The organism is Streptosporangium sp. NPDC000396, from assembly GCF_042898655.1.
Classification (GTDB): Bacteria; Actinomycetota; Actinomycetes; order Streptosporangiales; family Streptosporangiaceae; genus Streptosporangium.
This window is the reverse complement of the sequence record NZ_JBIAZA010000022.1, coordinates 1-14,215: the sequence shown is the minus strand read 5'-3', so window position 1 is coordinate 14,215 and position 14,215 is coordinate 1. Positions and strand designations below refer to the sequence as shown.

The following is a 14,215-nucleotide window of genomic DNA, read 5'->3' as shown; positions in this document are numbered from 1 at the left end:
ACGAAATCGATGTAGTTGCGAATTCGAAGTCACTATGGTTTTATGGGTCGCGGGCCGGGCTTCCGGCATCCAGAGATGACAGCAGGAGGAATCTGCCATGACCTCTCCCCGTGACCTCCGCATCGCGATCGTGGGCGCCGGTGTCGGCGGTCTTGCCTGTGCCCGCGGCCTGCAGACGCACGGCATCCCGGCAGCCGTGTTTGAACGGGAGGCCTCTCGCGACGCCCGTTGGCAGGGCGGCATGCTGGACCTGCACGTGCCGACCGGTCAGGCCGCACTGCGAGCGGTTGGCCTGTTCGAGCAGTTCACCGCCTTGGCTCGTGCGCAGGGGCAGGAACTGCGGGGGCTGGACCCGTTCACGGCCGCCCTGGTCCACCACGAGCGGCCCGCCGACAGCCATGACGAGGGTTACGCCCCGGAGATCGATCGGGGTCAGTTGCGGGGCCTGCTGCTGGACTCCCTCATCCCAGGCACCGTCCGCTGGGGGCGCGGGGTGGACGGGGTCACCTCGCTGGAGGGCGGCGCTCGCCTGCGCTTCGCTGACGGCACTACCGCGGACTTCGACCTCGTCATCGGCGCCGACGGCGCTTGGTCCCGGGTCCGCGCTGCCGTCTCGGACGCCATCCCCCGTTACACGGGCTCCACGATCATCGAGGCGTTTCTCGACGATGTCGACATCCGCCACCCCGACCTCGCCCGTTGGGTGGGCCCGGGCACGCTGGCGGCGCGAGCCGACGGGAAAATGATCTCGGCCCAGCGCAACAGCGGCGCCCACATCCGCCTCTACGCCGCCTTCGATGCACCTGCGAACTGGTATGTCACCGCCGGCCTCGACCTCGGCGACACCGCGGCGGTGTGCGATTACCTGCGCGGCGTGTTCACCGGCTGGGAGCCCGGATTCCTCGACCTGTTCCGCGACAACGACAGCGGGTTCGTCAACCGGTCCCTGCACGTGCTGCCCTCTGGGCACACCTGGGACCACGTCCCCGGCATCACCCTGCTCGGCGACGCCGCCCACCTCATGCCGCCCTTCGGCATCGGCGCCAACCTTGCCCTGATCGACGGCAGCGACCTGGCCACGGCCATCGCCACCCACTCCGACCTCGACCGGGCCACCGCCGCCTACGAAGAGGTCATGCTGCCCCGGTCGGCGGCCGCCGCTCAGGCCTGCGCGGAGCTGATGGACAACCTGTCGGAGAACTTCACCGGTGACGTCGACAGCGTGCGACGCAACCTCAACGACCGCATCCGCCGAGCCCAGCCCGGGTCGGTCGGCAGGGTAAGCAGTGAGACGGCGTCACATACGAGGTCCGGCAGCGCTACGCCGCCGCTGACGCGCTGATGATCTAGGACCAGCTCCTGGAACGCCCGCCGCGCGTCGGTGTTGTCCTGGCTGGGATGGTGCCGTGAGCGCGGCCACGAGGCGCCGGAGGTCCCGGCGTGGACCAAGCAGCTGACGGTGCCGGACTCCGACACTCCGGTGCGTTCGCGGGCGGCCATCGACCGGCTGATCGCCCGCCGGGAGGTGCATCCCTGCTGATGCTGATGGCCAAGTCACGGCACAAGAAGCCCGAGAACCTGCGCCGCTATTTCCACTCGTCCCCGGAGGCCATTGCGGAGCTCACCAGCCTGCTCGCGCCCGGCGACAGCGGACGCTGAGTGGGGATGTTGAACAACTTCTGAGCTTCGCCAGCGGGCTTCACCGCGACGCTGTCGCAGGAGGAGAGGCCCACCAGGTCGAGGGCGTCGCGGCGGTGTAACCCAGCGACTCATACAGCGGCCTGCCCAGCTTCGAAGCGGTGAGTGTGACCGGCAGATCCGCGAGGTGAGCGAGGGAGCCGAGCATGACGGCCCGCCCCACGCCACGCGAGCGGAATGCCGGCGAAGTACCGACCCAGTAATGGCTGCCGACGCCGTCGTCCACGACCCTGACGCACGCTCCCGCGGCCACGCCGTCGTGGGATGCGACGAACACGTCCACGCCCGGCTGCCCGATCAGCGTCATCGGGAACAGCTCGCCGGGGCGGTAGGGCTCGAATACGGCCAGCTCGAAGCCCTCGATCACGATCCGCTCGGCCGCCTGGAGGTCCTCGGGCTGCCGTACCCGGATCACGTCTAGCACCGGTTCGGCGACGGGCCCGGGCGGGCGCAGCATGATCGGCATCTGCCATCTGCGCATGCCCAGGTGGCTCAGGTCGGTCGAGCTGAACGGATCCTCGGCGTTCACCGGGCCCGCGGCCCGGCGGGCCAGCTCGCTCAACTCGGCCAGTTCGCCCGGGTCGAGGTCGGGCTCCTGGATCAGGATCCGCAGGCCTGCACGCTCGTCGCCGTCGACCGCGACGAATCCGCGGCGCCGGATCACCTCATGCCCCCGGCATCGTCCGGTGGCGATCCAAAAAGCGGCGGAGTTGCGGGCCTGACGCATCGGCGCCTCGGCCAAGGGCAAGGACGTGGGCTGGTTGGTCGAAGTTGATCCCATTGTCATTGCGCCTACGGTAGTGCGCGAAATTGACCCATCACACGGGCCAATTTCACGCGAGCTGACTGGGCCATCTTTGGGCCGGGCCACCTGGCGAGCACGAGCAGCCTCCATGTTCCGTACCGGCGTCGGGCGGCGAAGGTGCCTCGCGGAGCATGCCCGCCCGCTGCGCCGCCCGCTCCTAACCCCGGATGGCACCGGCGGCATAACTTACCCGCCGACTACAAGCTGAACTGCGTTCCCGGCCACGCATCAGGTGTGCGAGACATTCAACGCCCGGAATGCTGCATGGCGTTCAGGCTTTTATTGGAAGCGACGATGCCTTCCGGCACCGCCTCGGTATCGCAGATGCCCCTCACCCAGGTCAGATGCGCAGCCTGATCCTTGAACTTCGACCAGCTCGCCCGCCGCGCCGGCTTCTTCAACCGATCCAGATCGCTCTTGCCGCCCGGCCCGACCACCAGCAGCGCCGCGATACAAGCGCGGTCTTCGGCGCTCAGCCGCCGCCAGATCGTCTGGAAGATCTGGCCGTTGGCCTTGCCGCGGATCGTCGACTCCATGCTGTCCAGCGTGGAAAACGCCGGCGGCTCCAGCCGGGCCTAGGCCAGCCGCTCCAACGCCACGTTGATCAGATCCGCCGGGTGATTCTTCACCCACGCCGCCTTTGCCATCGCCTTGGCCACGATCTTGCGCGCCCTGGCCGGCGTGTAGCCCACCCCTTCCCGGCGCCGCACCAGCACCCGATGCGACTCCGCCGTACGCGGCGAGGCATACACCGGCACGATGTCCTCGCTCAGCTCCAGGCATCGCCGTACGTGCTCGACCACCACCGGCGGCACCTCGCGGGACTTAGGGAAGCGGCCCAGCCGCTGAAAGATCTTCAGCGCGAGCGTCAGCGCCAGCAGGTGCTCATCGGTGTCGGTCTTCTCCCGCGCCCACGCCATCTCCTCGACCGAGGGGGAGTAGAAGAGGTACAACTCACGCGTCATCACCAACCGCGGGAACACCCGATAAGCGGTCCGTTCGGCCGACGTCACCGCACGCGTCTCCCGGCACACCCCGCCAACGGACGAGACACACCGTAGCGAGACGAACACGCTCACAACAGGCGAAGAAGATCGCAGCTTCATCAACCCTGCCGCTCAACCCTTCAAGATCATCTCAACGTGGGCTTTAGGCTTATGTGGTCTGACCCCCAGCGGTGTTGTCGGTCCGGGTGACCAGGATGCGCAACCAAGGCTTCGCACACCGAAGCCGCCACACGGACCGGGTCTTGTTATCGGCTGCTGGTGTCAGGGCGGGCGGGCGGGATGTGGTCGAAGTCGGCCCAGCCGTTGCGCAGCCGGGCGAACAGGATGCGCAGAGTGTGTGCGGGATCGGGGCTCTCCTCGGCGAGGGCGCCGACGTCCAGGGCGAAGCGGGCCAGCGCGCGAGCCTGGAGGTCGTCGTCGGACAGTCCGGCTTCCTCGGCGATGGCGTGGGCGAGAGTGGTCTCCCAGTTGCGTTGCATGCGCATGAAGTGGTCGCGCAGCGCGGGGGTGGCGTGGACCAGGTCCAGGAACTCCTCGCGGGAGGGTTCACCAGGCTGGCGCGGCTTGGGCGCGGCGAGATAGGCCTCCAGCGCGTCCAGGATCGTCGCTCCTGCCGGACGGTCGCGCACCACGGAGCCCAGCCGCTGTATGTGTGCGGCCTCCTGGTCGAAGACCAGCGATTCCTTGCTGGGGAAGTAGGCGAACAGAGTGCTGACCGCGATGTCGCACGCGTCGGCGATCTCGGCCACGGTCACCGCGTCGAAGCCTCGCTCGCGGAACATCGCGAAGGCCGTGTCGGCCAGCCGCTTGCGTGTCTGGGCCTTCTTACGTTCCCGCAGTCCTCCGCGTGTCATGCCGCCACTGTAGCCCAGCTATCGAAGCAACACCGAATCAATAGTTACTTGCTTTTCGTAGCGATTTCGATAATCTGCGGTTCGCCGCGCTCGGCATCGGCACCCCCGATCGGCTCTCATAACGTGAGGACCCGCCCTGTCTTGGTGGCACCGCGGCCACGGTGCCACCAAGACAGTCATCGGTTGACCGCGGTCAGTTCCAGTGGCCTGCGGCGGCGGTCTTGGCGACGTAGTCCTCAAACGGCCTGGGCGGCCGGCCGAGGGCCCGTTCCACCCCGTCCGAGACCGCGGAGCCCCGGCCGTTGCGGATGGCCACGAAGAGACCAGTGAGCAGTCGGGCGACGTCGACGGGGACGCCATCGGCGACCTGGCGCTTGACGAAGTCCTCGGGGTCGACGTCGACGTGACGGATCGTGCGCCCGATGGCCTTACCGATGAGATCGGCCGCCTCACCGAAGCTGATCACCCGCGGGCCGGTCAGCTGGTAGGTCTGGCCGCTGTGGCGGTCTTCGGTCAGCGCCGATGCGGCGACCTCGGCGATGTCCTCGGCGTCGATGAACGGCGTACCCCCGTCAGCGGTGGGCAGGAGCAGGTCCCCGGAGAGAACCCCCGGCAGCCAGAAACTCTCACTGAAGTTCTGTGAGAACCAGTCCGGTCGCAGAATGGTCCAGTCGACGCCGGAGCCGCGCACGGCCTGCTCGGCGGGCTTGAGGGGATGACTGTCGTCGGCCTCGCCGACGCCGTGGGCCGACAGCAGCACCAGCCGCCGCACGCCCGCGGCGACCGCTTCGGCCACGAACCTGGGGATGCGCGCTCGGTGATCGACGCTCGCCTGCAGGTCGGGCTCTACGAGGTAGGCGGCCGTGACGCCGTCGAGCGCGGGCGCCCAGGTCGTCAGGTTGCCCAGGTCGAAGGGGATATCGCCGGCGGTACGGGCGGCCGTCCGGACCGGATGGCCGGCGGCCTGGAGACGCCGGCCGATGCGGCGACCGGTCTTGCCGGTGCCGCCCAGGATGAGGATGTTCTTCATTCCACTCAGGGAACTCCAGAACTCGAAGACGATCCATGGGAGAACCTCTGGGATACATTTGTGATCGTCTACCGTGATGGGCATGGATGTCCTGAGCGATCTGCTGCATCGGGCCCGCGCCAGGAACGCGCTGGTCAGGAAGCTGGTCCAGCGGCCGCCATGGTCGCTGACCTTTGCTGAGGCTCCCGCGCTCACGGTCGTGGCCACGCTCGGCGGCCACGCGTCGATCCGTCTCGACGACGACGCGCACGGGCGCCTCGCCGCCGGTGACATCGCCCTCATCAGCGCCACGGGCCGATACACGATCGCCGACGACCCGTCCACCCCGCCCCAGGTTGTGATTCAGGGGCAGAAGAAGTACGTCGTCGGCGGCGAGGATGCGGCAGGGGCTCACCGGAGTCTGGCGCCCCGCACCTACGGTGACGGTCTGCCCGGGGCCACGGTCATGATCCGGGGCGCCTACGAACTCCGCGGCGACGTGGGCGACCGCCTGCTGGACATGCTCCCGCCGCTGGCGGTCGTGCCCGCGGGGCCGCGGACCCGAGCGGCGCTGGATCTGCTCGCCACCGAGGTCGCCTGCGACGAACCCGGCCAGGACGCCATTCTCGACCGGCTGCTGGATCTGGTGCTCGTGCTGGCGTTGCGGGCATGGTGCGCCAGGCCGGAGTCGGCATTCCCCGCCTGGCATCGGGCGCTGGCCGACCCCGCGATCGGCGACGCACTGCGTCTCCTGCATGAGGACCCCGCCCACCGATGGACGGTCGCCATGCTGGCCGCCAAGGTCGGTATGTCCCGCGCGGCTTTCGCCGCACGCTTCACCGGTCTGGTCGGTGAGCCCCCGCTCACTTATCTCACCGGCTGGCGAATGACCTTGGCGGCGGACCTGCTCCGTGACACCGAGGCGACCGTCGCCGCCGTGGCCCGCGAGGTCGGGTACGAGGACGCCTTCGCCTTCAGCGTGGCGTTCAAACGCGCCCGCGGCGTCAGCCCCTCGGTCTGGCGCCGCCAGGTGCGCTGACCCTGGCGCTACGACTGGCAGGTGATGTGGCTTATCTTGGCTGCCCCCCAGGAAGTGCCGCTCAGGCGCTCAGGGCGCGATTTCACCCGCGAACGCGGCGCGGATGGCGTCGGCGATCTGCCGCTGGATCGGGTCCGCGTCCGGACCGAACATCCGATCGTCGACCTCGTCCGCCGCCTGTTTGGCCGCCTGCAGGAGGCGGGTGCCCTGGGGTGTGATCTCGATCGTCGAGGCGGACCCGGCTCGGGCATTGTGATCACGGACCAGCCCCGCGCTGACGAGTGCTTTCACCGCGGTGTGCGCGGTCTGGACCGTGATCCCGGACATCCGCGCCAGGTCACTGAACGACACTCCAGGCACACCGGCGATATGAGCAAGCAGGCCGAGCCTGCTGACCGTGAGATCCAACGGCGCGAGAGCGGCATTGAGCTCAGTCTCGACCCGGCGCGCCAGCGTCAACACGACGATGGAGGTGCTCGTCACGGGTGGCGCGGGACGGTCGTTCTCGATGCTCACCTTCACAGTCTCCCTCACCGTGCCGGCACGGCGGATATGGCCTGGATCGAGTTCCTGCCGTCCGCCTGCGGTAACGCACCGGTCATCCGGAGGTGAGGAGTCGGCGTTCCACCGGCGGCCTGAGCGTTTTCGGGTGGCGCGGTGATCCCGGTCATGACAAGGTCATCGCATGCTTGAGAACAGCCGCGTCGCCACCCGGCTTCCGGCCAAGGACCTCGAACGAGCGAGGGCGTTCTACGCTGACAAGCTCGGTCTCGAACCGGTCGAGGAGCGGCCCGGCGGCCTGCTCTACCAGTGCGGCAGCGGTCGGTTCGCACTGTTCACGTCGACGGGCGCGGCCTCGGGCGACCATACCCAGATGGCCTGGGAGGTCGATGACATCGAGGCCGTGGTCGAGCAGCTGCGCGGCCGGGGAGTGGTGTTCGAGGAGGTCGACCTCCCCGGCATGCGGACCGTCGACGGCATCGCCTACGTCGAGGGGAACTACCCGTCGGCCGGCGTCGGCGAGCGGGCGGCGTGGTTCCGGGACAGCGAGGGAAACCTCCTCGGTATCGGCCAGCCCGTGCGCTGAGGCCGGCTGGATGTGGGGAGCATCCTGACCGGATCGCGCGCCGGCCCCTGTCCAGGCAGGGCGGTAACGCATCGCGCGCCGTGTGGTGGACGCGGCACGGGCCGCCGCCCGAACCGGAGTGTGCCTTGGGCGAATCCCGGGTTTGTCCGCCGCAGACGGCTCGGATAGTGTTTTCGTCTCCAGAAGCGGATCTACCGAGGAGGTGAGACCCATTACCGCCGTACCAGGCTGGGTGCTCTCCTCTCACAGTCGTGCGGTCCGCCTGACATAGGTGACCGGGGGAGTGCCCATCGGCATCCCGAAAGGCACACCCATGTTGGCTTCCCCCTCGCCTCTCCCTCGATCCGTCGTCATCGCCAGGCTCCGATCGGCCGGTTGCGTCTTCGCCGAGGACGAGGCGCGGTTGCTCATCTCCGCGGCGCGGACTCCGGCCGACCTCGCCTCCATGGTCGACCGGCGAGTCGCCGGCCTTCCCCTCGAACACGTCCTCGGCTGGGCCGAGTTCTGCGGCTTGCGGATAGACGTGGACCCCGGGGTCTTCGTACCCCGCCGTCGCACCGAGTTCCTCGTCGCCCAGGCCGCCGACCTCGTCCGTCAGGCCACCGAGCCCGCCGGCCAGGCCCTCGCCCGGTCTCGAACCGTCGTCGTCGATCTGTGCTGCGGCTCGGGTGCGATGGGCGCCGCGCTGGCCGCGGCCCTGGGCCAGGTCGAGTTGCACGCCGCCGACATCGACCCCGCCGCGGTACGGTGCGCCCGCCGTAACCTCGCCGCCGCCGGCGGCCGGGTGTACGAGGGCGACCTGTACGAACCGCTGCCCCCGACGCTGCGAGGCCGTGTCGACGTCCTGCTCGCCAACGTGCCCTACGTGCCCACCGAAGAGATCGAGCTGCTCCCTCCGGAGGCCCGCGTGCACGAGGCCCGGGTGGCGCTCGACGGCGGCTCGGACGGGCTTGACATCCTGCGGCGGGCGGCCGCCGCGGCACCGCTGTGGCTGGCTCCGGGCGGCCACCTGCTGATCGAGACGAGCGAGCACCAGGTGGCGCGGGCCGTCGAAATCTTCACCCGCCACGGACTGATTCCGCGAGTGGCCAGTTGCGACGACCTGTACGCCACCGTCGTCATCGGAACCCGACCCGCCCTTCCGAGCGGGCCGGGCGGCTGATCGCGGCCCTCGCACGCCATCGGCCCCCGGCCGCCTGGAACCGCCGGGCCTCTACGCCGGCACCGCGGCCGACGTCGAGGAGGCCGGGGCTACCGGCGGCGACCATGGTCCACCATGGCTTCGGGACACCGGGGCCGGGCTCGGCTGTAACGTTCGCATCCGGGCTGAACGGCTCCGCTACCTCCGGTGTCGACAAGCCGCGTGCTCGGGAAGGGCTGCTCCCACCTGCGATATAGTGGGCATGCGCCCACTATAATGGGCGTATGCCCACTCGTTGACGAGTGGGCATACGAGGGCAGGAGGGATGCACGGTGCCGACAGGGGTGGCCATCCGCGACGTGCGCGGGCAACTGTTCGACGCCGCCGAACGCGTCCTGCTCCAGGACGGGCCGAGCGCGCTGACCAGCCGGGCGGTCACCACCGAGGCGGGCTGCGCCAAGGGCGTCCTGCACCGGCACTTCACCGACTTCGACGCCTTCCTCGCCGAGCTCGTGCTGGACCGCATCGCCCGGCTCGACAGGCAGGCCACCGCGCTGCGCGAGTCCACCGGGACCGGCACCGTCGCTGGCAACCTCACCGGCGCGCTGATGGACCTGTTCGGGTCGGTCGCCGTGGCGATCGTCAGCCTCATCACCTCCCGGGACGAACTGCGCGCCCGGCTGCGCCAGGCCAGGCCGACCGGCGTCCCGGTCCTGGCGGAGGCCACGGCCATGATCGTCTCCTACCTCACCGCCGAGCGGGAACTGGGCCGCATCGCGGCGGACGCCGACGTCCACACGCTCGCTCCCACGCTGATCGGGGCCGGGCACCTGCTCTTCGCCGACCGGAAAGGCACACCGCCGGAGGCTGAGGCCGTACGCAAGGTCGTGACCACGGTCATCGCCGGCGTCGAGTGAGAATAGGCGCCGGCGGAGTGCCCGGCCGACCCGACCGCGGTGAGGCCGTCGGATACCGGCGCCGGGCCGTACGCGGGCCTCACGGGCCGTCCGTCAGGCGGGCGGAAGATCGCCGCCGGCACCGTGCATGTGCGGTGTCTCAGCCGACGAGTTCCAGGGGCGCGGCCGCGATGACAGCGTCGAGCAGGTCGCGTGAGGCCTGCAGTTCCTCCATCGCCCGGGTGAGGCGCTCGCGCTGACCCCGCAGGTCGTCGATCACCTCGGGGCAGACAGGCACCAAATTCCCCGCCTTGACCCTCACACATGGCAGCACCGCGGCGATGGTCTGCGTGTTCAGACCCGCCGACAGCAGGCAACGGATGCGGCGGACGGTCTCGACGTCCGATTCCTGGTAGTAGCGGTAGCCGCTGGGCGCCCGCTCCGGCCAGAGAAGTCCCTGCGTCTCGTAGTAACGCAGCAGACGCTCATGGACCCCCGTACGACGTGACAGTTCCCCGATGCGCACCACGCCTCCGATTTGACTCTGACATGGATGTCAGAGCTTAGCCTCCCTGCAATGAAACGGACAGTTCTCACTCTGGTTTCCCTGTGTCTCAGTGTCTTCGTCGTTGGCACCGCCGAGTTCCTGGCCGCGGGGCTGCTGCCACAGATCGGCACCGACCTGCGGGTTTCCGTCGCAGTGGCCGGACAGGTGGTGACGGCCTACGCGCTGGGCACGGTGATCGCCGGGCCCCTGGTCGCGATCGCGACCGTGCGGCTGCCACGCAAGGGGCTCATGCTCACTTTGATGGCGGTCTTCGCCGCGGGAAGCGCGGTGAGCGCGCTGGCGCCGAGTTATCCGATGCTGCTGGCCGGGCGGGTCATCTCCTCGATCGGCCACGCCACGTTCTTCGCGCTGACGCTGATCGTGGCCACCACAATGGTTTCCTCGGACCGGGCCGGTACCGCGATCGCCGCCGTGACCTCCGGCCTGACCGTGGCCAACCTGCTCGGTGTGCCGCTCGGCTCGGTGCTTGGCCAGCACTTGGGCTGGCGCTTCCCCTTCGCCGTACTGGCCGTGCTGGGCGTGGTCTGCCTGGCGCTGCTGGCGTTCGCGCTGCCGCATATCCCGGCCCAGCCTGCCGGGATCGTCTCCGAGATCGCGGTGCTGGCCCGGCGGCCGGTGCTGGTGTCCATCGCGACCACGACTGTGGGTTTCGCCGGGGTCGGCGTGGTGTTCACGTACGTGGCGCCGATGCTGAACCAGGTGAGCGGATTCGAACCGGCCACGGTCTCGCTGCTGCTGGTGGTCTACGGACTGGGCAGCCTGCTGGGCAACCTCGTCGCCGGACGACTCGCCGATCTGGCGCCGGGGGCGACGCTTCGCGGTGTCTTCGCCTGCCTGACGGTGCTACTGGCCGTGATGCCGTTCGCCGTGGTGCACAAGCCCGGGGCGGTGGCCACCGTACTGGGGCTCGGCCTGCTTGCCACCGCCACCGTCGCGCCGCTGCAGAAGCTGATCCTGCAGAGCGCGGGCGCCGCCCCGACCTTGGCGGTCACAGTCAACGTGGCCGCGTTCATGCTGGCCCACGCGGTCGGCTCGGTACTCGGCGCCGGTGTCGTCACCGTCGCCGGGCTGCGCTGGACGGGACTGGCCGGAGCGGTGCTCAGCGGCGCCGGACTGCTGCTGTCCTACCTGGCCGTCTCCCGCCGTACGGCCGCCGGGCAGCGGCTCGCACCGGATGGCTCCGGGGAGGGCGCCGAAGAAGTCCCTGTGCACCGGCATCGCTGACCACCCACACCCACGTCTGAATGGAGATCCGATGACCCTGGCCACCGATCACTACGACCGGCTGCTCGCCCAGCACTACACCTACATGCTCGGCGGCGATCTGACGGCGCTCGCCGCCGAACAGGCCCGCCTGCTGGAAAGCCTCGGCATCACGCACACGACCGACGATGCCGTCGCCGTCGACCTCGGCTGCGGGCCGGGCCCCCAGACGCTGGCCTTGGCCCGGCTCGGCTTCGCCACCGTCCTGGCCGTGGACACCAGCAAGACGCTGCTGGACGAGCTGACCGCCGCCGCAGGCGGTAACCCCGCGATCCGGCCCGTCCACGCCGACATCCGTACCGCGCTCCCGCAGATCACCCGGCCCGGGAGCGTGGCGGCCATCGTCTGTATGGGCGACACGCTGACCCACCTGCCCAGCAAGAACGACGTGACCGCGCTGCTCGGCGCTGTCACCCAGGCGCTGGCCGAAGGCGGCAGGCTCGTCATCACCTACCGCGATCTCACCCAACCCTTGACCGGTTCCGACCGGTTCATCCTGGTTCGCGGCACCGCCGACCGGCTGCTCGCCTGCTTTCTGGACTATCGCGACGACGACACCGTCCTCGTGCACGACCTGGTGTACGCCCGCACCGGCGACACCTGGACCCAGCAGGCGGGCATCTACCCCAAGCTGCGCATCAGCGCCGAATGGCTCGCCGCGCAGTGCACCGCGGCCGGGCTGACGGTGCAGCGCGACGAGAACGGCCCGCGCGGCATGCGGTTGCTGACCGCTGTCAAACAGGAAGCCTGACCATCCCGAGCCGCCCATCAGACCCCTGGGCGCTCACATCTGGCAGGCGACATCAACTCCGGCTGCTGTTCGCCGACCGGAAAGACGTACGACGCCGGCCCGGATGGCATGAGACTTTTGACCGCCATCAACGAGAAAGGGTGAGGAACTTGGACAACGCATCCCCCCAGAGAAGGAGCGACATCATCGGTGGTGGTCAAGACAGCCGATTCGCTTTCCCCGCCACCGGAGACGAGCGGGCCATGCTCGTCAACGTCCTTGCAGCACAGCGGGCTACGCTGGAGCTGAAATGCGCGGGACTGGACGCCGAGCTGGCCCGGCGCTCCGCGGAGCCCTCCACGTTGTCGCTGCTCGGCTTGGTGCGGCACCTCGCCGACGTCGAGCGCCGCTGGTTCCGAAAAGTGCTGGCCGGACATGACGCGCCTGCCCGCTTCTCCTCCGCGGAGGACCCTGACGGCGACTTCGACGGCGCCGATCCCGCCGTCGGCCCCACCGCCTGGCAAGCCTGGCGCGAGGAGGTGGCGTTCGCCGAAAACTACGTTGCCGGTGCTGCCCACCTCGACATCGAAGGCCAGGATGCCTGGCGCGGGCCTGTCTCACTGCGCTGGGTGCTCATCCACATGATCGAGGAGTACGCCCGGCACAATGGCCACGCCGACCTGCTTCGCGAACGCATCGACGGAGCACGAGGGCTGTAAGGCCACAGGCCATGATGAAGCTCACGAGGCGTCGGTCCCTCCGGGTGCGGCGCCTACGATCCCGGCATGCGAGGCACCCGGCTGACGCGCTTGATGCATGACCGTGAACGTTCGCCGGTAGGCCCCTGCTGAAGTGCCGGTGACCGTATGAGCGGGGCGTCTCGGCTCTTATGATCGTCACATGCCCCTAGGTCATATTGGAGTGAACGTCCGGGACCTCGCACAAGCCAGGGAATACTACGACGAGTTCATGCCCCAGGTCGGCTTTGAGATCTTCTTCGCGGCCGACGACGAGTTCTCCTACCGTCCGGCGGGTGGCAAGCCGGGCACGTATCTGTTCTTCTATCCGGCGCTGGAGGACGGTGCCTATTCGCGCCATCGTCCCGGACTCCAGCATCTGGCCTTCATGGTGAAGACCCGCCAGGAAGTGGATCGCCTGCACGAGTGGGCGGCCACGCGGGGCGCGAAGGTGCTGTACGAGCCCCAGGAGTTCCCCCAGTACGGCCCCGCCTACTATGCGTCGTTCTGGGAAGGCCCCGACGGCGTCACCTTGGAAGTCGTTTGTCACCGGTGACCGCCTGACTCTCTTTCAGCACAGGCGACGCTCTGCCCGGACGGCTGCTCAGCGGAAGTCGGTGATGCGGAACACCGCCATCATGTCCGCGGCCCTGGAACCGGGTGAGAAGGAGGCTTCGACGCCGACCCACCCGCGGAAGCCGCCCTTGTCGTCGATGATCTGCATGAGCGGTTTGACGTGGGAGTTGCCGGTGTAGCAGAACTCGCCGCGCTCCATCGCCAGACAGGTACACCAGTGCCACAACGTGTCGCGGCGATCGGAATTGGAGATCTTCGTGAGGTAATACTGGATGGAACTCACGTTTGCCTTCGTTCCGCCCCCGTACTTGGGGCAGCCGCCCGACTTCTGGCAGGCGCCCGTGGACGACGGCTGCAGGTAGGTCAGGCACCAGGTGGTGGTTGCGCAGGCGCGGAAGGAGGAATGGGCGAACCTCTGACCGCTGGAGGTGACGATCTTGCCCCCCGCCCAGCTCGCCAGATCCTGCCTGAGTGTGCCGGAGAACGCCTTCACCGAACTCATCGCGCGCCGGGTGCTGAGCGCCGCGTTGCTGCCGTATCCGTAGCCGTGGGTAGCCAGCGTGCTGTGCTTGAGGTCCAGACGAGCAAGCGTGCCGTCGGGGGAGGGCCGCACGTACCACTGCTCGGTCCAGGTCTGGGCGATCTTCCACCGGATGGTCACCACGTTGCCGGACACGGTGTAGGTCCCGGTGCGGTTCTCATCGGGGGCGCCGGTGAAGCCTCCGGCGGTGAGCACCTCGCAGGTACGGGGGCGCGATCCGGAACCGCCTGCCTTGGTGGTGCAGCCCGAGTCGGGGGTGGTGCC

The 14,215-nt window shown here is 69.0% G+C and carries 18 protein-coding genes; 10 read left to right on the top strand and 8 right to left on the bottom strand.

Annotated elements, in window-relative coordinates; all coding sequences use genetic code 11:
* Nucleotides 1-97: 97 nt before the first annotated feature.
* Both ACFY2X_RS31015 and ACFY2X_RS31010 read left to right on the top strand, forming a co-directional pair.
* Nucleotides 98-1,342, top strand: a complete 1,245-nt coding sequence (locus tag ACFY2X_RS31015) for an FAD-dependent oxidoreductase (RefSeq protein ID WP_389945107.1) — start codon at nt 98-100, stop codon at nt 1,340-1,342.
* 39 nt (nt 1,343-1,381) lie between these two features.
* Entirely contained in the window at nt 1,382-1,540 is a 159-nt protein-coding gene (locus ACFY2X_RS31010; RefSeq protein WP_389945104.1) for a hypothetical protein, read from the top strand.
* A 159-nt stretch (nt 1,541-1,699) separates the two neighbouring features.
* Here ACFY2X_RS31010 and ACFY2X_RS31005 read toward each other — a convergent pair whose 3' ends face one another.
* The 5 genes from ACFY2X_RS31005 to ACFY2X_RS30985 form a co-directional block, all read right to left on the bottom strand.
* Nucleotides 1,700-2,485 (bottom strand): GNAT family N-acetyltransferase, encoded by a 786-nt coding sequence (locus tag ACFY2X_RS31005; protein WP_389945102.1) that lies wholly within the window; start codon nt 2,483-2,485, stop codon nt 1,700-1,702.
* Nucleotides 2,486-2,748: 263 nt separating this feature from the next.
* On the bottom strand, nt 2,749-3,039 hold the full coding sequence (locus tag ACFY2X_RS31000; RefSeq protein ID WP_389945099.1) for a hypothetical protein: 291 nt from the start codon (nt 3,037-3,039) through the stop codon (nt 2,749-2,751).
* Nucleotides 3,040-3,078: 39 nt separating this feature from the next.
* Entirely contained in the window at nt 3,079-3,609 is a 531-nt protein-coding gene (locus tag ACFY2X_RS30995) for a DUF4158 domain-containing protein (protein ID WP_389945097.1), read from the bottom strand.
* 146 nt (nt 3,610-3,755) lie between these two features.
* Nucleotides 3,756-4,364, bottom strand: a complete 609-nt coding sequence (locus tag ACFY2X_RS30990) for a TetR family transcriptional regulator (protein ID WP_389945094.1) — start codon at nt 4,362-4,364, stop codon at nt 3,756-3,758.
* 193 nt (nt 4,365-4,557) lie between these two features.
* Nucleotides 4,558-5,394: an NAD(P)H-binding protein gene (locus ACFY2X_RS30985; RefSeq protein ID WP_389945091.1), complete on the bottom strand. Its 837-nt coding sequence runs from the start codon at nt 5,392-5,394 to the stop codon at nt 4,558-4,560.
* Nucleotides 5,395-5,476: 82 nt separating this feature from the next.
* Here ACFY2X_RS30985 and ACFY2X_RS30980 point away from each other — a divergent pair, with 82 nt between their 5' ends.
* Complete coding sequence (locus ACFY2X_RS30980; protein WP_389945088.1) at nt 5,477-6,412, top strand: AraC family transcriptional regulator; 936 nt, start codon at nt 5,477-5,479, stop codon at nt 6,410-6,412.
* A 69-nt stretch (nt 6,413-6,481) separates the two neighbouring features.
* On the opposite strand, the gene ACFY2X_RS30975 is transcribed toward ACFY2X_RS30980, so the two are convergent.
* Nucleotides 6,482-6,928 carry a MarR family winged helix-turn-helix transcriptional regulator gene (locus ACFY2X_RS30975; RefSeq protein WP_389945085.1) on the bottom strand — a complete coding sequence of 149 codons (447 nt, stop codon included), beginning with the start codon at nt 6,926-6,928 and terminating at the stop codon, nt 6,482-6,484.
* A 169-nt stretch (nt 6,929-7,097) separates the two neighbouring features.
* On the opposite strand from ACFY2X_RS30975, the gene ACFY2X_RS30970 reads away from it, so the two are divergent.
* From ACFY2X_RS30970 to ACFY2X_RS30960, 3 genes are all read left to right on the top strand, one after another.
* A complete protein-coding gene (locus tag ACFY2X_RS30970; protein WP_389945082.1) occupies nt 7,098-7,499 on the top strand; it encodes a VOC family protein in 402 nt (133 codons plus the stop codon).
* A 313-nt stretch (nt 7,500-7,812) separates the two neighbouring features.
* Nucleotides 7,813-8,661: a putative protein N(5)-glutamine methyltransferase gene (locus tag ACFY2X_RS30965; RefSeq protein ID WP_389945079.1), complete on the top strand. Its 849-nt coding sequence runs from the start codon at nt 7,813-7,815 to the stop codon at nt 8,659-8,661.
* Nucleotides 8,662-8,972: 311 nt separating this feature from the next.
* Nucleotides 8,973-9,557 carry a TetR/AcrR family transcriptional regulator gene (locus ACFY2X_RS30960; RefSeq protein WP_389945076.1) on the top strand — a complete coding sequence of 195 codons (585 nt, stop codon included), beginning with the start codon at nt 8,973-8,975 and terminating at the stop codon, nt 9,555-9,557.
* 139 nt (nt 9,558-9,696) lie between these two features.
* Here ACFY2X_RS30960 and ACFY2X_RS30955 read toward each other — a convergent pair whose 3' ends face one another.
* The gene (locus ACFY2X_RS30955; RefSeq protein ID WP_389945073.1) at nt 9,697-10,065 is read right to left on the bottom strand and encodes a MerR family transcriptional regulator; all 369 of its coding nucleotides are present in this window, start codon (nt 10,063-10,065) and stop codon (nt 9,697-9,699) included.
* Between the two features lie 48 nt (nt 10,066-10,113).
* Between ACFY2X_RS30955 and ACFY2X_RS30950 the strand changes: the two genes are divergently transcribed.
* The 4 genes from ACFY2X_RS30950 to ACFY2X_RS30935 all read left to right on the top strand — a co-directional run bounded on the left by ACFY2X_RS30950 (nt 10,114) and on the right by ACFY2X_RS30935 (nt 13,390).
* On the top strand, nt 10,114-11,328 hold the full coding sequence (locus ACFY2X_RS30950; protein ID WP_389945070.1) for an MFS transporter: 1,215 nt from the start codon (nt 10,114-10,116) through the stop codon (nt 11,326-11,328).
* A 31-nt stretch (nt 11,329-11,359) separates the two neighbouring features.
* Nucleotides 11,360-12,118: a class I SAM-dependent methyltransferase gene (locus tag ACFY2X_RS30945; protein WP_389945067.1), complete on the top strand. Its 759-nt coding sequence runs from the start codon at nt 11,360-11,362 to the stop codon at nt 12,116-12,118.
* 242 nt (nt 12,119-12,360) lie between these two features.
* The gene (locus ACFY2X_RS30940) at nt 12,361-12,816 is read left to right on the top strand and encodes a DinB family protein (RefSeq protein WP_389945537.1); all 456 of its coding nucleotides are present in this window, start codon (nt 12,361-12,363) and stop codon (nt 12,814-12,816) included.
* Between the two features lie 181 nt (nt 12,817-12,997).
* On the top strand, nt 12,998-13,390 hold the full coding sequence (locus tag ACFY2X_RS30935) for a VOC family protein (RefSeq protein WP_389945064.1): 393 nt from the start codon (nt 12,998-13,000) through the stop codon (nt 13,388-13,390).
* Nucleotides 13,391-13,438: 48 nt separating this feature from the next.
* Here ACFY2X_RS30935 and ACFY2X_RS30930 read toward each other — a convergent pair.
* Nucleotides 13,439-14,215 (bottom strand): hypothetical protein (locus ACFY2X_RS30930; RefSeq protein ID WP_389945061.1); only part of this gene is annotated, 777 nt, incomplete at its 5' end.